We start from the raw sequence: 17,428 nt of genomic DNA, 5'->3' as shown, positions 1-17,428 counted from the left end.
GGACGGGACGGGCGCCCCGGTGGGTCACCCGTCGTCCCCTCTTCGCAAGAGCGCCCACACCTGCTTCCCCCAGGGGAGCGACGCGGTGCCCCAGTCGTCCGCCAGATCCTCGACGAGCGCCAGGCCGCGCCCGCACTCGTCCTCGGCCCCCGGTGCTGCGCGCACCGGTCGCGCCTTGGAGAAGTCCACGAGCCGATGCGCACGAGAGCCGCGCCGGGACGGTCGATGACCACTCGGATGGACTCCCGCCGGGCGTGCTGCACGGCGTTGGTCACGAGCTCGGAGACGACCAGGGCACCCTCCTCGGCGAGGTCGTTCAAGCCCCAAGCGCTCAGCGCTGCGCGCACCAGGCGCCGTGCGGTCGCGGCGCTCTCGGGCTCGCGCGGCAGGGTCTCGCTGTAGCCGGGATGTCCGGTCGGGCGGGATGCGGTGGGCACGGTCATCAGGACCCCTCGTCGGTGAGCGGAAGGTGCGGCCTGCCCTCGATGGGGCGGGAACGGGCCACCCGGCGGGCCGCCGTGCTGTCCCCTCCGGTGGCGGCCTGTCACTCAGTGAACGACGGGCTGTGACGGCCCGTCAGGAAATTCGGGTCGCCGTGCAGCGCTGGCAACCGGAAATTTCGCGCCCGCTCCGGCACGGCGATCCCGCTCCCTCGCTACCTTGAAGGCGTGGAGGCGAACAGGCGCCTGGCGGACGCGCTGAGCGAAGCGGGACTGACACAGGTGGAGTTGGCGGAGGCCGTGAACGACTACCTCCGGTCCCTCGGCCGGGAGGGCACCGTGAGCGACCGCACGGTGCGCCATTGGCTGACCGGAAAGACCCGCTGGCCGCACCCTCGGCAGCGGGAAGCCTTGGAGGCAGTATTCGGATGTACCGCCGGGGAGTTGGGCTTCGCTCCTCCGGCGGGTACATGTGGCCCTCATAGGACGGAGGATCCCGTGCGTCGCAGGCATTTCCTCGCCGCCGCCACCGGAGCGACGGCCGCCGCCGTGCCCCTCGTCTCAGCCCGGCCGTACGCCGTCGGCACCTCCGAGGTGATCCGCCTCCGCAGCGGCCTGGACGCCCTGGCCGCCCTGGACGCCACCAAAGGCGGGCACGAGTCCCTGGAGCGAGCCGCCCTGGCCGGTGCCACAGAAGCCCTGGAACTCCAGAAGCGGGCGGCGTCCCAGCGCATCCGGCAGCGTCTCTTCAGCGTGGCCGCTGAATACACGACGGCTGCCGCCTGGTCGTTGCTGGACGCACACAGCGCCCACCAGGCCATGGGCCACCTGAACCGCGCCCTCTACCTTTCCGGCATGGCGCAGGACTCCGTCGCGGAACTGGACGTCTGGAATCTGCATGCCATGGCCGCAGGCCAACAGCAGGACCACGCACAGGCCGTGAGTGCGGCGCAGGCTGCCCTAGCGACACGCGTCGCACGGCGCGACCCGTTGTTCGCCTCACTGGCTCATGCGCGGGCAGCCATCGGGCAGTCCCGCATCCAGGACCGGCGGGGCGCCCTGCGATCACTGGGATATGCAGAAGACGCCCTGGCGAAGGCCCCGCAGGGCGTCCCCCGGCCAGCTTGGACGGACTTCTATGGCCCCGCCGAGCTGCTGGCCCTCACCGCGATCGTCCGGGACTGCATTGGGGACGCTGCTGGAGCCGAGGCCGCATCACACCGTGCTCTGGCGGAAATTCCCCAGCACTTCCGCCGGAACCGCGCTCTGGCCACGCTCCGACTCGCCCTCGCACAGCTCCACCAGCGTGACATCGCCCAGGCCTGCGGCACTGTGGAGAAGGTGTTCGTGCTGATGGACGGCAGCCCCCTCCCGGGCCGGATGCGTTCCCGTCTCGGAGACTTCCACCGTGATTTGATCACGCTTTCGCCGGACGGCAACGCCGCGCGGGAGTGGCAGGACCGTTACCGATCAGAATGGAGCCAGTCCTGATGACCTCTGCCCTGGAGTTGCGCCACTACAGCCACAGCGACCTGCCGGAGATCCGGCAGACGCTGCTCGACGTGCACGACGACGTCTACAAGGCTGAGATGGAGAAGGAGTTCAACCAGAGGTTCCCCTGGTTCGTCGACCACTGGGGCGGTCACCCCGCGTTCTCCTGTGTGATCGCGTACGACGGTGACGAGGTGGTGGGCTTCGCGTACGGAGCCCCCGGACGTGCGGGCCGCGAGTGGTGGCGTGCGCATCTGGACCCCGCACCGGAACGAAGCCGTACGTTCCACTTCTCGGAACTGATGGTGCGCGAGCGGTGGCGGAAGACGGGCGCGTCCGAGCGCCTGCATCGGGCGCTGATGGGCGCCGGGGACGCTGACCTCGCGGCGCTGCTGGTGGACGCGACGCACCCGAAGGTCCAGGCCCTGTACGAGTCCTGGGGGTACCGGAAGGTGGGCGAGGACCAGCCGTTCCCGGACTCTCCGGTGTTCGCGGTGATGTTGGTGGGGCTGCCGCTCCCGTGATCCAGGGGCGTCCGCGGACCTGCGCCAGACGCTTGCCCGCCTGTGTGCCGGCCCCTTCCCTGGGGAGCACCGCGCGGTGCTCCGGCGTGAGGGGACCGCAAGGGCTACCCGAGCCCGGCTGGCCCTCGGAGCTGCCGGCCGACTGCTGCGCCGACCCCCGCGAGTAGGCGGGGGTCCCGCGTTCGCGCGGAAAATGGCCCTGACCTGGGCTCGAAGCCCTTTTGCGCCGTCGGGATGACAGGATTTGAACCTGCGACCCCTTGGCCCTCAGGAGTGTGGGGCACATAGATTGTCTAGATATATCAGACGAATTCCGGGCACTTTGCGTGTCCTGATACCTCTGCCGTTAGGCATCGCGCAGGCTGTGTGGTCCCCAACCGGTCCCCACGGCCAAGATGGGGACGAGGCTCAAGGACGCCAGCCACCCTCTCTCGCTCCCGGGAGCCGGCGATAGTCCGGGCTCTCCGCCCGGCTGAACTCGAGAAGCGATGACGCCGCTCTGACTCGCACGCCTCCAAGGCCCGTCGCGCATTAGCCGCGGACGTGATCCCCTTGAAGCCCGATCTGCCGGACCCAGATCGATCTCCTGCTAGCACGATCCGGTGCAGGGTGGCATTGATCTGCCGGTCGCCGCCACGATTGAGTCGGCGGTGCTGCCGACTGCCCGGGAAGCGCTCGATGGGGCTGACCCCGCTCAGCGCGGCGAAGGGGCTCACTGCCCAGGCGTTCCGGATTGTCCCCGACCGTGATCAACAAAGTGACAGCTGTGTCTGGTCCACGACGACCCGTCATCGAGAAGACCTGGCCACCGCGGTCGAGGAAGGCGGCGGGGACGCGCGCCAACTCAAACAGCTCCTCGCCCGCGCCGTGGCGAACTGGGCGTTCCGCGTCCACCGCCGCAAGCCCCTCATCATCCCCGTCATCATCGACGCCTGAGCCATAGCCCGGCAGTACGGTCCCCGTTCCGGCTTCGGCTCAATGGACGGGCCTTCTGGGACCCAGAGCGCCAAACGCACGTAATGGCCGATCAGCCCCAACCTCACGAAGTGGTCGGCCGCTCGGCCACAGACACTGTCGAGAGCGCACTTCGTTGCGATCACTGCAGGCGTGGCACCCAATGACATTCCCCCGCCCATGACCGTCGTCTTCAGGTGGCCGAAGAGTGATGGACCAAGCGCTTCTCGTGCCCTGCGGTAGGCAACACTCCTGCGTCGCTGCGAGCAGCCTGGGTACTGCCATGACAAGCACGCGACGGCTGCGGAAGGTGCGGGCGTATGCAGGAGCCTTTGGTTGTACCGGCAGAGATACAGCGACTACAAGGCCACGCCGAACGCGCCTTCGTCGAGGTGCAGCGGGCCGACACGAAGGCAACGGCGTTGTGTGGAGTTGCCGGCGGATTGCTGGCTGCTGGAGTCGCTGTGCTGTCGAGTGCAGGCAGCCTGCCGTTGATCGGGGTGTTGTCTCTAGTACTGATGTGCCTGCTGCTACTGGCCGCGATGGGGGTCGCGCTGGTCGCAATGCGTCCTGCGGTTCCAAAGTCGGGACTGCAGGCCGAACTGATGGCCGAGGCGCTCGTACACCACAGGTTCGGTGTGAATGCGACCGCGAGTGGGGAGCTTGAACGGCATGTCGAGGCACGTCGGCTATGGGTGCTTACCTGGCTCGCGGACAGAAAGCTGCGCGCCGCCCGCCTGGCCGTAGATTTTGCCCTGGCAGCTCTATTGATGGCTGGAATATGTCTGTTGAGCTGCTTTCTGATTAATTGAGACCATCACGTCAGTGTGTGGGAGCCGCACAGCGGGGGGGGGACGCGTGTATCAGCCGCACGCCATGGTGATCGGTGACGGTTTATGGGCTCGCTTGAAAGCGTTGGCCCCGCAGCGCATCCGACCAGCTCGGAGTGTGCTGCTACGTCAGGGAGATCCAGCGACACACGTGATCGTGCTGGAATCCGGGTCAGCACTGATCACCCTGGCTGGAACCTGCGGAGAAAGGACACTTCTCGCCGTACGCGGCGCTGGCGAGCTGCTCGGAGAGCTGGCGGTCCTGGACTCTCAGCCGCGTACTGCCACGGTCATCGCCGCCGAGCCCTGTCACATCCGCATCATTCCGGCCGCGGTGTTCCTCGCGTTCGTCGACGAGCATGTCCTGCTGGCGCCCCTGCTGCGCCACGCCATCGCCCGGGTGCGAGAGTCGGAAGCCGTCCGACTCGAACTGGCTACCGCATCCGTGCCGTTGCGCCTGGCATCGGCTTTGTCGCGACTGGTCGACGCCGCATCCTCTTCGGCCTCGGATCTCGCCGTGCGTCTGACACAGACGGAGCTCTCTCAGATGATCGGCGCTTCGCGCAATGCGGTGGTTAACGCTCTCAAGCCGTGGCGCGAGCAAGACTGGGTCCAGACCACCTCCGGCGGCGGGCTCCTCGTCCGCGACATTCGTTCGATTCAGTCGCACGCGCGTGCGCAGGCGTGACGAGCCGCACTTCAGGCGTGCCCACTGCTGGGCAGCGGCTGCCGAACCGCTCAATCAGCATGGGCACTCCCCTGACCGCCTGCTGAAAGGACGGTGCCCAATGGATGCGCCGCTGCATGCAGAGCCCCTGGACGTGCCTGCTGAACTCGCCCTCGTGGCGATCGACATGGAGAAGTACAGCCAAATCCCCGAGGCGAGGATGGCCGCCGCGCGGTGCGACGTGGACGACATCGTGGCGACCGTGCTCGCCGAGTGCCAGCTGCCCGCCCCGCAGGATTTCCCCGGGGGCTACAAGGACAACGGCGATGGGTCGATTCTGCTGTTCCCACCCGCAGTGCTGGCCCGGCTCGTGGACCCGCTGCTGGGCCGGCTTAATGCAGCCCTCGTGCGTTACGAGCAGCAGCGGTTGGCCAGTAGCCCCGTACTGCGGCTGCGGGCCAGCGTGCACGTCGGCCCGCTGTCCCTGCCCGACCATCGCGGTATCGCCATCAACGACGCCACCCGACTGCTCGACAGCCAGGCGACCCGCCAAGCGCTGTCCGCCGCGAAGGACTGCGGCACCTTCCTCGCAGCCGCGCTCTCCGAGGTCGTCTACCAGCGCACCGTGCACGCAGGACGTACGCCGGATCTCGGCCCGCACCACTTCCTTGAGGCGGTGGCACGCGTCAGCGACAAGCCCGGCTTCGAGCAGTCCTGCCGGATTCATGTACCGGGCCTGTCCGGTCCAGCCGTACGCCCCTATGTCACGGACGCCGCATCGTCGGCTTCTGCTCCCTCCTCTACCGCGCAGCAGAGCGTTGCGTCGGCGGCGCCCGCTGCCAGCGGCGGCGGCACGTTCCAGTTCCACGCTCAGGTCAGCGACGCCACGATCGCCAACAGCATCGAAACCCTGCGAATCGACCGCCGCCAGCGGTGAGGCGTCCGGCCTTTCACCCTGCTGTCCTCCCTGCACTCACCCTGGAGCTCCAGTATGTCTGACGTACCGTTTGACCCCAATCACTCCGACCCCGCCCCACTGAACAGCGAGGGTGGTGAGAGCCAGTCCAACGGCTCCGGCGGATGGCTGCATCGCTTGCGTCCCGGAACTGGCTCTGCCGATCGGCCGAGCGCGAACCTTGACGACCCGTCCCCCTCTCCCGTTCCACCACAGCCGGGCGCTGTGCCGCCCGCACCGCGCGTGCACGAAACCGACGGTGCAGCGACACATGTGTACGGGGACCCTGAGGTTGTCGCCCACCACATCGAGCAGGTGATCCTCGAGACTCGAAAGCGGGACTTACTGGAGGGCGTGGAACAAAGCCGTGAGCGGCTGCTCGACCAGCCGTTCGTTCGGGGCCCGCACTGGGACCTGGTCTGGGAGCAGATCGTCAATCCCGTCACCGGTCGTCCTCGCCAGCCGGTCATCGTCATTGTGGCACCGCGTTCGTGCGGCTCCACCACCTTCGCTCTACGACTGCTGGCCGAGCACACTGCTGAAGAAACCACCGTGGTCCAGCTGGATGCGGACTGGGCAACTCCCCGCCAGGGGCGCCTGCCTCTGGAGAAGGCGCATGCGTACCAACTCGATCTCAAGCATCCGGACAACGACCAGGTATCCGCCGACTTCCTCAACGCTCTGTCGAAACACGCCTCCCACCTGCGCGACTGCCGCTCCTATCTCGCACTGACCGTCGCACAGGACCTGTGGAAGGACCACCGCCTCAGCGATCGTGACGGCATCCAAGTCGTTCATCTACAAGAAGCGCCCGATGCCCAGCGCGTGGTCGAGGCACACCTGACCGCCTACGGCTACGACCAACTCGTCATGTCACTCCGCTCCTTCTCCACGGCCACCACGTCCTTGCGCGGACTGACAGCAGTGGCCGCCGTGCGGGCCGCGCACACCGTCGTGATGGCCTGGAAGGAGCACACTCGCACCAGCTCCCAGCAGTCGTTCATCCAGGCCGAAGGCGAGGGCGAAGCCGAAAGCACCCTCGAAGACCGCATCATCGCGGCGTTGACCGACTGGCGCGGTGAACTCGACAGCCGGTTCGGCGAGATGAACAGCCTGCACACCCACGACAACCCTTCACTCACCGTGGAGGACCGTTGCCTGCTGCTGGCCCTGGCCGTGCAGCAGTCTGCGCCCATGCCCATCGTCGCGCGCAGTGCAGCCGCGCTTCTCGCGGCCATCGGAGACGTACACGACGCGGCCTACACAGCACCAGGACTCTCGCCGACCCTCAGTGCTCTGGCCGGACGGGGAACGCGTCGGCGCATTCAGGATATTGGGGGGCGAGTCGACCTGCAGGACACAGTGGTCTTCGACCGGCCCGCCTACGGACGTGCGGTGCTGGAGTACGTCTGGGACAACTACGACGCCATGCGCAAACCCTTGTTGACCTGGCTCGTCACAACAGCCCAGAACGCCGACCCGGAGGACCACGCCGTGGCGGCGCTGGCCGAACTCACCGTTCGGCACGGAACGGTGGACTACCTCACCGAGTTGGGCGAGCTCGTCGGCAGCAGCCAGCCTGAGGTGCTGGGTGCGGTCTTGGAAAAGGCCGTGCGCAACGAACACGTCGGCCGCCTGGCATGGGCAGCGCTCTACGGGTGGGCGGAACAGAAGAGTTACGCGCCCGCCGTCATTGCCCTGTGTCAACGGATCCTGGAGGACTCCTCGGTCGCCTCATCTCTGGCCAAGCGCGCGATGGTGCGCCTGCGCCGCGTCGCGCACAAGAACACCGACGCCGCGGGCCAAGTCCTGGCCGCCTTCGACGATCTCGCCCAACGCCCCACCGTGATAAAGCGACTGGTCAGTGAGGTCCAGGGCTGGCAACAGGGCAAAGTCTCCGCACGCAGCGGCTCACTGGCCTTCCTCGCGCTGATGACCGTTCGCCCTGACAGCGCGCCGTGGCTCGTGTGCACCCCTCCCCAGGACATCGACGTACAGCAAGCCCTCAACAGCCTGCTCTCCTCATCGGACACCGCTGCCCAGGTCATCTCGCGTCTGACGGACTGGGTCCGGTCGTGCGCCGGCGATCCCAGCGCCTACACGCAGTTGCGCGGCCAGCTCCTGCCTGCGCTACGCGGCCACAACATGTTCGAGGCCGGCATGAAGCTCATGAACGAGCTGCGTGGCCTCTCCACCGCTGACGGCGTCAGCGTGGCTGACGACTTCTACAACCACCTCGTCGACAGCCGTCTGCGCACGGTCTTCCCGCTCGAAGAGAACCTCACATGAGGTGGCCATGGCGCCGCGCAGTCCGTAGGAGTGCGTCTGTCCAGCCGCGTCTGCTACCAAGTGCCACAGACGGCATCGCGTTCGAGGCCGTGTACACGATCACCTGGCGACCACTCTGGCGTATGCCTCCCAATTTGGAGGAGACAGTGCGCGCCGCCGTGCACGCCACGGCCTCCGCTACAGCGGCACGTCTGACAGCCTCGGACGTGCCCGCCGCCCAGGACGCCGTTAACGCCGCCCTCGGCTGTCTGCCCCGCCGCGCCCCGAACTATTTCCTGTTGAACGTCTACGCAGCTCTAGGCCTACCCAGGACCGCCCAGGACCTGCTGGCACAGCGGGCAGAGGACGAACAGCGCATCCGCCGTCTGCGCTTCTTGAAGGACAACCTCTACGATCGCCCGGACCTCGTCGTCCTGAACCAACTTGAGCACCACGCCCCCAGCGCCTTGAGCGACGAGCATGTTGCCGAACTCCAGCGACTTGCCCGCCTGATCTACTCCTGCGACCGCTGGTGGCTCCCACTCCTGCAGCAATGGGAGCAGGTCGGCCAAGGGTTCACCGACATCGAGAAGCGACAGCAGGCCATGCTCGTGCTGTCCGACTCCCTGAAGGCTCTTAACGGCGGCAGTCTGCCCAGCAACATCGCGCCGATGGACATACCTGGATCCGACGAGACACCTCGAAGGGCGCATCCATGAAGCTCGTCCTATGGCGAGTACTGCTTGCTCCTCTCACCAGCGCCCGAGCCGTACTCCTTCAACGACGCAGCACAACGTCCCTGTCCTATGACGCTGCCTGGCGGCGGGCCCGCCTGGACCGTTGTCCCGACGAAATGGTCTATCGACTCCACGGCCACCAAGCCGCCAGCGCCTCCGATCAGACGTCCAGCGCCCGGACGCCCTCCGGCCCACCCAGGAGCGACGAGCCGACCGACCGGCGTCCGTGACAGGGCCGCACACAAGCACTTTAGCCCCGTTGCGGAGAGCTGTATGGCCCACTTGGACTGAGTCAACGTGGGCTTTGGTCGAGTTCAAGCGGACTGGTCCCCAACAGGTCCCCGAAAATGATCAAAAGGCCACTCCAGATTCTCTCTGAAATGGCCTCCGACCTGCGACTTCGCAAAGTCGGGACGACAGGATTTGAACCTGCGACCCCTTGACCCCCAGTCAAGTGCGCTACCAAGCTGCGCCACGTCCCGGTGCTCGAACCGACCGGAGAAGTCCCGGCCGGGGCGTGCAGAAGAAAAATACCCTGTCCGGGGCCCTGATTCCAAAGCGGGGCCCCCGGCCGGCGCATTCCGCCCTCCGGCGGGCGCCCGGCTTCCGTGGTTCGATGAGGGTATGGGCGAAATATCCGCCAGGGGCGGGATCCGGGTGCGCCGGGTGTACGAGCCGCCGGAGCCGGCGGACGGCGCGCGGGTACTGGTGGACCGGCTGTGGCCGCGCGGGATGGCCAAGGCCGATGCGCCGTTCGACGAGTGGTGCAAGGAGGCGGCGCCCTCCTCGGAGCTGCGGCGTTGGTACGGCCATGAGGCGGAGCGGTTCGCGGGCTTCGTGGAGCGCTACCGCCAGGAGCTGGCGGGGGACGCGGCACAGCGGGCGCTGGGGCGGCTGCGGGAGCTCGCGGCTGACGGGCCGCTGACGCTGCTGACGGCCACCAAGGAGGTGTCGGCGAGCCATGCGGCGGTGCTCGCCGAGGTGTTGGGTGAAGAGGCGTGAGCGGTGTACGGGGGCCGTCCCTGCGCGGTATGCGAGGTGCCCATGGGGTGTGTACGCGGTGTGCGACGCGCCGATGACCCGCCGCTGACCTGCGGAGATGCGGATGCGTTGACGAAACATACGGTGGAGTGCATACTTATACCCATCAGCGAATGCACCGTAAGGAGAAACCCGTGACCGAGCGCGTCGTACTCGCCTACTCGGGCGGCCTGGACACCTCTGTCTGTATCGGCTGGATCGCCGAGGAGACGGGCGCCGAGGTCATCGCCGTTGCCGTGGATGTCGGCCAGGGCGGCGAGGACCTGGACGTCATCCGCAAGCGTGCGCTTGCCTGCGGCGCGGTCGAGGCCGAGGTCGCGGACGCCAAGGACGAATTCGCCGACGAGTACTGCCTGCCGGCGATCAAGGCCAATGCGCTCTACATGGACCGCTACCCGCTGGTCTCCGCGCTGTCCCGGCCCACGATCGTCAAGCACCTGGTGGCCGCGGCCAAGAAGCACGGCGCGACCACGGTCGCCCACGGCTGCACCGGCAAGGGCAACGACCAGGTGCGGTTCGAGGCCGGCATCTCCTCCCTCGCCCCCGACCTGAAGTGCATCGCCCCGGTCCGCGACTACGCGATGACCCGGGACAAGGCGATCGCGTTCTGCGAGGAGAAGAACCTCCCGATCGCGACCACCAAGAAGTCGCCGTACTCGATCGACCAGAACGTCTTCGGGCGGGCCGTGGAGACCGGCTTCCTGGAGGACATCTGGAACGCGCCGATCGAGGACGTCTACGAGTACACCGAGAACCCCGCGACCCCGCGCGAGGCCGACGAGGTCGTCATCACCTTCAAGGAGGGCGTCCCGGTCGCCCTCGACGGCAAGCCCGTCACCGTGCTGCAGGCCATCCAGCAGCTCAACCAGCGGGCCGGCGCCCAGGGCATCGGCCGGATCGACATGGTCGAGGACCGGCTGGTCGGCATCAAGTCCCGCGAGGTCTACGAGGCGCCCGGCGCCATCGCGCTGATCACCGCGCACCAGGAGCTGGAGAACGTCACCGTCGAGCGCGAACTGGCCCGCTACAAGCGGCAGGTCGAGCAGCGCTGGGGCGAGCTGGTCTACGACGGCCTGTGGTTCTCGCCGCTCAAGCGGGCCCTGGACGGCTTCATCAACGAGGCCAACCAGGCGGTCAGCGGTGACATCCGGATGACCCTGCACGGCGGCCGCGCGGTGGTCACCGGCCGGCGGTCCGAGCAGTCGCTGTACGACTTCAACCTGGCGACGTACGACACCGGCGACACCTTCGACCAGTCGCTCTCCAAGGGCTTCATCGAGCTCTTCGGTATGTCGAGCAAGATCGCGGCCAAGCGCGACCTGGCCTGAGCCGGTCTCGTTCCTTCCGTAGCACCACCCGCCTTCCCGCCCCCGCGGCGGGAGGGCGGTGCCCCCGGGGCCACCAGGCCGTGGGGGCGGCGGCACATCGAGCAGCCTTGAGGAGCAGCAGTGAGCAGCAACAGCGGTGATGTCCGGCTCTGGGGCGGGCGGTTCGCCGACGGACCGGCCGAGGCGCTGGCCCTCCTGTCCGCGTCCGTCCACTTCGACTGGCGGCTCGCCCCGTACGACATCGCCGGCTCCCGTGCGCACGCCCGGGTACTGCACACGGCCGGGCTGCTCACCGAGGACGAGCTGACGCGGATGATCGCCGGGCTGGACCAGCTGGAGGCGGACGTCGCCGACGGCTCGTTCACCGGCACCATCGCCGACGAGGACGTGCACACCGCCCTGGAGCGCGGGCTGCTGGAGCGGCTCGGGCCGGACCTCGGCGGCAAGCTGCGGGCCGGCCGGTCGCGCAACGACCAGGTCGCCACGCTCTTCCGGATGTACCTGCGCGACCACGCCCGGATCATCGGCGGGCTGATCGCCGACCTCCAGGAGGCGCTGGTCGGCCTCGCCGAGGCCCACCCGGACGTCGCGATGCCGGGCCGGACGCACCTCCAGCACGCCCAGCCGGTGCTCTTCGCCCACCACGTCCTGGCGCACGTGCAGTCGCTGTCCCGGGACGCCGAGCGGCTGCGGCAGTGGGACGACCGGACCGCGGTCTCGCCCTACGGGTCCGGTGCGCTGGCCGGCTCCTCGCTCGGCCTGGACCCCGAGGCGGTCGCCGCGGACCTCGGCTTCGAGCACGGCTCGGCCGGCAACTCCATCGACGGCACGGCCTCCCGTGACTTCGTCGCGGAGTTCGCCTTCATCACGGCGATGATCGGGGTCAACCTCTCCCGGATCGCGGAGGAGGTGATCATCTGGAACACCAAGGAGTTCTCCTTCGTGACCCTGCACGACGCCTTCTCGACCGGCTCGTCGATCATGCCGCAGAAGAAGAACCCGGACATCGCGGAGCTGGCGCGCGGCAAGTCGGGGCGGCTGATCGGCAATCTGACCGGTCTGCTGGCGACGCTCAAGGCGCTGCCGCTGGCGTACAACCGGGACCTCCAGGAGGACAAGGAGCCGGTCTTCGACTCCTGCGACCAACTGGAGGTGCTGCTCCCGGCGTTCACCGGCATGATGGCCACCCTCACGGTCAACCGCGAGCGGATGGCGGAGCTGGCGCCGGCCGGCTTCTCGCTGGCCACCGACATCGCCGAGTGGCTGGTCAAGCAGGGCGTGCCGTTCCGGGTGGCGCACGAGGTCGCGGGCGAGTGCGTCAAGGAGTGCGAGGCGCACGGCATCGAGCTGGACCAGCTCACCGACGAGCAGTTCGCCAAGATCTCGCCGCACCTGACGCCCGAGGTGCGCGAGGTGCTCAACGTCCCCGGTGCGCTCGCCGCGCGCAGCGGCCGGGGCGGCACCGCGCCCTCGGCGGTCGCGGTCCAGCTCGCCGAGGTGCGGGCCGATCTGGTCCGGCAGCAGGAGTGGGTGGCGGCCAAGCAGCCGCGGTGATCGAGGCAGGCACGGCACGGCGGCCCGTACCCGGACAGACCGGGTGCGGGCCGCCGTCGTGTGGGGGGCGGTGCGCCAGGGTCGACCCTGTGTGAGACATTGATGTCTCATTCGGTTATTCTGTGTCTCATGGCCGTGGATCGTGAACACGTACTCAAGGAAGCCGCCGCGCTGCTCACCCGCCGCGCGACGGTGTCGATGGACGAGATCGCCCGCGCCGCGGGCATCAGCCGTGCCACCCTGCACCGGCACTTCGCCGGCCGGGACGCCCTCATCCGGGCCCTGGAGGAGCACGGGATCGCGCAGTGCGCGCAGGCGATGGACGCCGCGCGGCTGGACGAGGGCGACGCCCCCGGGGCGCTGCACCGGCTGATCGAGGAGGTCGAACCGATCGCGTCCATGCTGGCCTTCCTCTTCTGCGAGAACCAGCTCTTCGAGGGCGACGCGGTCAACGCCGGCTGGGCCACCCTCGATGCGCGGCTGACCGCGCTGTTCCGACGCGGCCAGGAAGAGGGCGACTTCCGGATCGATCTGAGCCCCGCCTGGCTCACCGAAGCGCTCTACGGCCTGATCGGCGCCGGCGCCTGGGCCGTGCACGAAGGACGGGTCGCCCGCAACGACCTCCACCACTCGATCGTCGAGCTGCTGCTCGGCGGCATCCGACGGAGCATGGAGAAATGACCGAGACCATAGCGTCAGGACGGGCCGGTTCGGCCCATGTGGACGACCAGCCCCGTCCCGGCCGCTGGCTCGCCCTCGCCGTCCTCGTCCTGGCCGTCCTGCTGGTCGGCGTGGACGCCACGGTCCTCGGCCTCGCCACCCCCTTCCTCAGTGAGGACCTGCGCCCCTCCGGCACCCAGCTGCTGTGGATCGGTGACATCTACTCCTTCGTCATCGCCGGCCTGCTGGTCTCCATGGGCAGCCTCGGCGACCGCATCGGCCGCAAGAAGCTGCTGCTGATCGGGTCGGTCGGCTTCGGCGCGATGTCGGTGCTCGCCGCGTACGCCACCAGCCCGGAGATGATGATCGCCGCCCGGGCGCTACAGGGCGTGGCCGGCGCCACGCTGATGCCGGCCACCCTGGCGCTGATCCGCAACCTCTTCCACGACCCCCGGGAACGCAGCCTGGCCATCGGCATCTGGGGCGCGATGGCCTCGGCCGGCATGGCCGTCGGGCCGGTGCTCGGCGGGTTCCTGCTGGGGCACTTCTGGTGGGGGTCGGTCTTCCTGATCAACCTGCCGGTGATGGCGGTGCTGGTCGCCGTCGGCGCCAAGGTGATCCCGGAGTCGCGCAACCCCGATCCCGGCCCCTGGGACATCCCCAGCGTCCTGCTCGCCCTGGTGGGCATCGTCAGCGTCGTCTACGCCGTCAAGGAAGCCGCGGTGGAGGGCTACCGCTGGGACATCGCGCTGGCGGCCGTCATCGGTGTGCTCGCGCTGCTCGTCTTCGTCCGCCGCCAGCTCACCCTGGACTCCCCGCTGCTGAACATGAAGCTCTTCCAGCACCGCGGCTTCTCCGGTGCGGTGCTCGCCGATCTGCTGACCATCCTCGGGCTGTCCGGACTGGTCTTCTTCCTCTCCCAGTTCCTCCAGATGGTGCAGCAGCGCTCGCCGCTCAACGCCGGCCTGGTCGAACTCCCCGCCGCCGTCGGTGCGGTGGGCGCCGGCCTGGCCGCCGGGTGGGTCGCCCGGCGGCTGTCCGTACGGATCGTGGTGGCCGGCGGCCTCGCCGTCGTCGGGCTCGCGCTGGTCGGCTGCACCACCCTGCACGGCGACACCGGGACCGCCGCGCTGTGCGTGATCCTCTTCGTGGTCGGCGTCGGCGCCGGCTTCTCCTTCACCGTCACCGCCGATGTGATCCTCTCCAGCGTGCCCAAGGAGGAGGCCGGTGCCGCCTCCGCGGTTTCCGAGACCGCCTACGAGCTCGGCGCGGCCCTCGGCATCGCCCTGCTCGGCACCATCGTCACCAGCTTCTACCGCGACTTCGCCGCCCCGCCCGGCGTGTCCGAGCACGCCGCCGACGCCGCCCGGGAATCGCTCGGCGGCGCGGTCGACACCGCCGGGGCGCTCCCCGCGGAGCAGGGCGCGGCGCTGCTGAAGGCCGCTCAGGACTCCTTCGTGGGCGGGGTGGACGTGGCCGCCGGAGTGGGCGCGGTGGTCCTGCTGTCCGCGGCGGTGGCGGCGTGGTTCCTGCTGCGCGGCCAGGAACTCGCCCACAGCCCCGCCACGCCCGCCGCCGAGCCGCCGGCCCGGTCCGTCGCCGGGGCGCCGCGCGGCTGATCCCCCGTCAACAGGCCGTGCGCCGTACCCGCTCCGCCGGACGGCGGGCCCGCGCCCCGTACCGGGCGTGTCCTGTGGATCACGGCGCCGCCCACCCGCAATGATCCACGGGACACGACGCCCTGGGGGCGACTGTCCCCCGCCCGTTCACGCCCGGTACGCGCCACGGTGACCGGCCGTCCCGCGCGGCTCGCTTGACTCTCCGGTCGTCCCCCTACGGACGGCCTGCACAGGAGAGTGACGCAGTGCGCGACATCGGACGACGGACCTTCTTCACCGCCGCGGGGGCCCTGGCCACCGCGAGCGCCATCGGCAGTAACGCCTACGCCACCGGCCATGCCCGCGACGCGACCACCGCCGACGAGTACATCGACGTCCAGCTCCTCAACATCACCGATCTGCACGGCTATCTACAGGGCGCCCCGGGCGCCCACTCCCGGATCACCGGCGCCGGCGGCAAGACCTACACCGTCGGCGGGGTGGCCTATATGGCCGCCCACCTGGAGCGGCTGCGCGACGGCCGCCGCAACTCCCTCTTCTTCGCCCCCGGTGACCTCTTCTCCGGCTGGGAGTTCGACGCCTCCTCCTTCGCCGACGAGCCCACCATCGAGGCCCTCAACGCCATGGGCCTGGACTTCGCGTCGGCCGGCAACCACGAGTTCGACAAGTCGGCCACCTACCTGACGTCGCACATGGTGGACGGCGACGCCTTCCCGCTCGTCGGCCGGGACGACGACTTCAAGGACTCCACCGGAAAGCGCTTCCGGGGCGCGGACTTCCCCTACTACAGCGCCAACATGGTGTGGAAGGACACCGGGAAGCGGGTGCTCGCGCCGTACAACATCGTGCAGGTCGACGCCGGCCGCGGACGCAAACTGCCGATCGGCTTCATCCACCTGACGGCCATCGGTACCGAGACCTTCCCCGGCTCCTACCAACCGGGCCTGCGCACCCTCGACGAGTTGGAGACCGCCAACCGCTGCGCCGCGGAGCTCAAATCACGCGGCGTCAACGCGATCGTGCTCAGCATGCACGACGGGGCGGTGGCCGGCAGCGACTTCTCCAGCGGTAAGAACCCCTCGGGACCGGCGTACGAACTGGCGCTGCGGGTCTCGCCGGACATCGACGCCATCGTCACCGGCCACTGGCACTGCGCCTTCACCATGATGCTGCCCGACCCCGACGGCAACCCCCGCCCGTTCGTGGAAGCCGGCTGCTACGGCCAGCTCATCAACGAGATCAGCCTGCGGCTCGACCCGGACACGGGTGCGGTGATCCGGGAGCTGACCCGCTCGGTCAACCACCCCAACACCCAGGACGTGACGCCCGACCCGGACCTGAAGTCCATCGCCACCTACTGGGCCGGCCGCGGCTCCCGGCGGGCCCGCTCCCACATCGGCACCCAGAGCGCCTCCTTCACCCGGAGCCGCAACGCGGTGGGGGAGTGCACCATGGGCAACCTGGTCGCCGACTGGGCGCTGTGGGCCGGCCGGCAGCCGCGCGGACCGATGGACGACCCCGCGGACCACCCCAACACCCCCGCGGAACTCGCCGTGATCGCGGTCTTCCCGCGCGTCGGCCAGGCGGTGATCGCCGGTGATCTGATCCGGGACGAGGAGACCGACGGCACCGTCACCTTCGGGCAGGCCTGGAACGCCGTGGGCTTCGGCGACCCGATCGTCACCGTCACCGTCACCGGCCGACAGATCCATGACGCGCTGGAGGAGCAGTGGGCGCCGGCCGCCGGCGGTGGCCTCGGCTTCTCCCCGCTCGCGGTCTCCCGCAACGTCCGCTACACCTTCGACGCCGCCGGCAAGGTCGGCGCGCGGATCGACCCGGCCGAGGTGTTCATCGACGGCAAGGCCCTGGACACCGGCCGCCGCTACCGCCTGGCCGCGCCCTCCTACACCCTCATCAACCAGGACGGCTTCAGCTCCTTCACCGGCTTCACCGCACCGGTCCGGCACACCCGGGACTTCGAGAGCTTCATCGCCTACGTCCGCAGTACCGAGCGGCTGGTGCCCGCCCCGCTGGGCCGGGTGCGGGCCAAGAACACCTCGGTGCCCGGCGCCCGCACCGGCACCGTCCCCCAGCGCCAGCAGATCCTCCACCCCGACGGGAGCCTGCTGCCCCGGGTCGAGGCGGCGCTGCGCGCGGCGCTGACTGGCGGCACCGAGGGCCAGCGCGCCCCCGGCGGCTTCCGGGTGCCCTGCTGACCCGCCCCCCTGCGGCCCGGCGCGCGAAGGGCCCCGTCCCTGGGCGGTTCTTGGGTTCTAGTGAACGTTGCAACACCCCAGCTCAAGGGGTGCGATGGACTTCACGATCCGAGCGGACCGGACGGCTCAGGGGCCTGTGAAGCT

At 69.1% G+C, this 17,428-nt stretch carries 15 protein-coding genes, 1 tRNA gene and 1 pseudogene; 14 read left to right on the top strand and 3 right to left on the bottom strand.

The features are described 5' to 3' along the window. Positions 1 to 24: 24 nt before the first annotated feature. Positions 25 to 443: pseudogene (locus tag AB0G84_RS18860) on the bottom strand (ATP-binding protein). A gap of 495 nt (positions 444 to 938) precedes the next feature. Here AB0G84_RS18860 and AB0G84_RS18855 point away from each other — a divergent pair. Continuing rightward, positions 939 to 1,931 carry a hypothetical protein gene (locus AB0G84_RS18855; RefSeq protein WP_361321534.1) on the top strand — a complete coding sequence of 331 codons (993 nt, stop codon included), beginning with the start codon at positions 939 to 941 and terminating at the stop codon, positions 1,929 to 1,931. Next, a complete protein-coding gene (locus AB0G84_RS18850; protein ID WP_361321532.1) occupies positions 1,931 to 2,455 on the top strand; it encodes a GNAT family N-acetyltransferase in 525 nt (174 codons plus the stop codon). Before AB0G84_RS18855 ends, AB0G84_RS18850 begins: the two co-directional genes overlap by 1 nt. A gap of 302 nt (positions 2,456 to 2,757) precedes the next feature. Here AB0G84_RS18850 and AB0G84_RS18845 read toward each other — a convergent pair whose 3' ends face one another. After that, positions 2,758 to 3,171 carry a transposase gene (locus AB0G84_RS18845; RefSeq protein WP_361321530.1) on the bottom strand — a complete coding sequence of 138 codons (414 nt, stop codon included), beginning with the start codon at positions 3,169 to 3,171 and terminating at the stop codon, positions 2,758 to 2,760. Between AB0G84_RS18845 and AB0G84_RS18840 the strand changes: the two genes are divergently transcribed. The 6 genes from AB0G84_RS18840 (at position 3,134) to AB0G84_RS18815 (ending at position 8,848) form a co-directional block, all read left to right on the top strand. After that, on the top strand, positions 3,134 to 3,391 hold the full coding sequence (locus AB0G84_RS18840; RefSeq protein WP_361322064.1) for a hypothetical protein: 258 nt from the start codon (positions 3,134 to 3,136) through the stop codon (positions 3,389 to 3,391). The two genes, AB0G84_RS18845 and AB0G84_RS18840, sit on opposite strands and share 38 nt — an antisense overlap. 338 nt (positions 3,392 to 3,729) lie before the next feature. Further along, a complete protein-coding gene (locus AB0G84_RS18835; protein ID WP_361321528.1) occupies positions 3,730 to 4,221 on the top strand; it encodes a hypothetical protein in 492 nt (163 codons plus the stop codon). A gap of 64 nt (positions 4,222 to 4,285) precedes the next feature. After that, a complete protein-coding gene (locus AB0G84_RS18830; protein ID WP_361322038.1) occupies positions 4,286 to 4,927 on the top strand; it encodes a Crp/Fnr family transcriptional regulator in 642 nt (213 codons plus the stop codon). A 100-nt stretch (positions 4,928 to 5,027) separates the two neighbouring features. Continuing rightward, positions 5,028 to 5,843, top strand: coding sequence for a hypothetical protein (locus AB0G84_RS18825; RefSeq protein WP_361321526.1), 816 nt, complete (start codon positions 5,028 to 5,030; stop codon positions 5,841 to 5,843). A gap of 261 nt (positions 5,844 to 6,104) precedes the next feature. Then, positions 6,105 to 8,150 carry a hypothetical protein gene (locus AB0G84_RS18820; RefSeq protein ID WP_361321524.1) on the top strand — a complete coding sequence of 682 codons (2,046 nt, stop codon included), beginning with the start codon at positions 6,105 to 6,107 and terminating at the stop codon, positions 8,148 to 8,150. Positions 8,151 to 8,284: 134 nt separating this feature from the next. Next, positions 8,285 to 8,848 carry a hypothetical protein gene (locus tag AB0G84_RS18815; protein ID WP_361321522.1) on the top strand — a complete coding sequence of 188 codons (564 nt, stop codon included), beginning with the start codon at positions 8,285 to 8,287 and terminating at the stop codon, positions 8,846 to 8,848. 426 nt (positions 8,849 to 9,274) lie between these two features. Here the strand turns inward: AB0G84_RS18815 and AB0G84_RS18810 are convergent. After that, positions 9,275 to 9,348, bottom strand: a tRNA-Pro gene (locus AB0G84_RS18810). Between the two features lie 142 nt (positions 9,349 to 9,490). On the opposite strand from AB0G84_RS18810, the gene AB0G84_RS18805 reads away from it, so the two are divergent. The 6 genes from AB0G84_RS18805 to AB0G84_RS18780 all read left to right on the top strand — a co-directional run bounded on the left by AB0G84_RS18805 (position 9,491) and on the right by AB0G84_RS18780 (position 17,284). Further along, the gene (locus AB0G84_RS18805) at positions 9,491 to 9,868 is read left to right on the top strand and encodes a DUF488 family protein (protein WP_361321520.1); all 378 of its coding nucleotides are present in this window, start codon (positions 9,491 to 9,493) and stop codon (positions 9,866 to 9,868) included. A 173-nt stretch (positions 9,869 to 10,041) separates the two neighbouring features. Next, positions 10,042 to 11,235, top strand: coding sequence for an argininosuccinate synthase (locus tag AB0G84_RS18800; RefSeq protein WP_361321518.1), 1,194 nt, complete (start codon positions 10,042 to 10,044; stop codon positions 11,233 to 11,235). A gap of 120 nt (positions 11,236 to 11,355) precedes the next feature. After that, positions 11,356 to 12,789 (top strand): argininosuccinate lyase, encoded by a 1,434-nt coding sequence (gene argH / locus AB0G84_RS18795; protein WP_361321517.1) that lies wholly within the window; start codon positions 11,356 to 11,358, stop codon positions 12,787 to 12,789. Between the two features lie 129 nt (positions 12,790 to 12,918). Continuing rightward, the gene (locus AB0G84_RS18790) at positions 12,919 to 13,470 is read left to right on the top strand and encodes a helix-turn-helix domain-containing protein (RefSeq protein ID WP_361321516.1); all 552 of its coding nucleotides are present in this window, start codon (positions 12,919 to 12,921) and stop codon (positions 13,468 to 13,470) included. Continuing rightward, a complete protein-coding gene (locus tag AB0G84_RS18785) occupies positions 13,467 to 15,068 on the top strand; it encodes an MFS transporter (protein WP_361321514.1) in 1,602 nt (533 codons plus the stop codon). The genes AB0G84_RS18790 and AB0G84_RS18785 overlap by 4 nt, the downstream gene beginning before the upstream one ends. Positions 15,069 to 15,313: 245 nt before the next feature. Then, complete coding sequence (locus AB0G84_RS18780; protein ID WP_361321512.1) at positions 15,314 to 17,284, top strand: bifunctional metallophosphatase/5'-nucleotidase; 1,971 nt, start codon at positions 15,314 to 15,316, stop codon at positions 17,282 to 17,284. Positions 17,285 to 17,428: the final 144 nt, after the last annotated feature.

Origin of the sequence: Streptomyces sp. NPDC020742 (assembly GCF_040641675.1) — a bacterium.
Classification (GTDB): domain Bacteria; phylum Actinomycetota; class Actinomycetes; order Streptomycetales; family Streptomycetaceae; genus Streptomyces.
The sequence above is the reverse complement of the archived record's forward strand: the minus strand, read 5'-3'. Positions and strand labels throughout refer to the sequence as shown.

What these genes read in the sequence shown, in the direction of transcription:
- AB0G84_RS18825 (WP_361321526.1), top strand. Translation starts at nt 5,028, where the DNA reads ATGGATGCGCCGCTGCATGCAGAGCCCCTGGACGTGCCTGCTGAACTC.
- AB0G84_RS18850 (WP_361321532.1), top strand. Translation starts at nt 1,931, where the DNA reads ATGACCTCTGCCCTGGAGTTGCGCCACTACAGCCACAGCGACCTGCCG.
- AB0G84_RS18840 (WP_361322064.1), top strand. Translation starts at nt 3,134, where the DNA reads ATGGGGCTGACCCCGCTCAGCGCGGCGAAGGGGCTCACTGCCCAGGCG.
- AB0G84_RS18790 (WP_361321516.1), top strand. Translation starts at nt 12,919, where the DNA reads ATGGCCGTGGATCGTGAACACGTACTCAAGGAAGCCGCCGCGCTGCTC.
- AB0G84_RS18835 (WP_361321528.1), top strand. Translation starts at nt 3,730, where the DNA reads ATGCAGGAGCCTTTGGTTGTACCGGCAGAGATACAGCGACTACAAGGC.
- AB0G84_RS18785 (WP_361321514.1), top strand. Translation starts at nt 13,467, where the DNA reads ATGACCGAGACCATAGCGTCAGGACGGGCCGGTTCGGCCCATGTGGAC.
- AB0G84_RS18805 (WP_361321520.1), top strand. Translation starts at nt 9,491, where the DNA reads ATGGGCGAAATATCCGCCAGGGGCGGGATCCGGGTGCGCCGGGTGTAC.
- AB0G84_RS18830 (WP_361322038.1), top strand. Translation starts at nt 4,286, where the DNA reads ATGGTGATCGGTGACGGTTTATGGGCTCGCTTGAAAGCGTTGGCCCCG.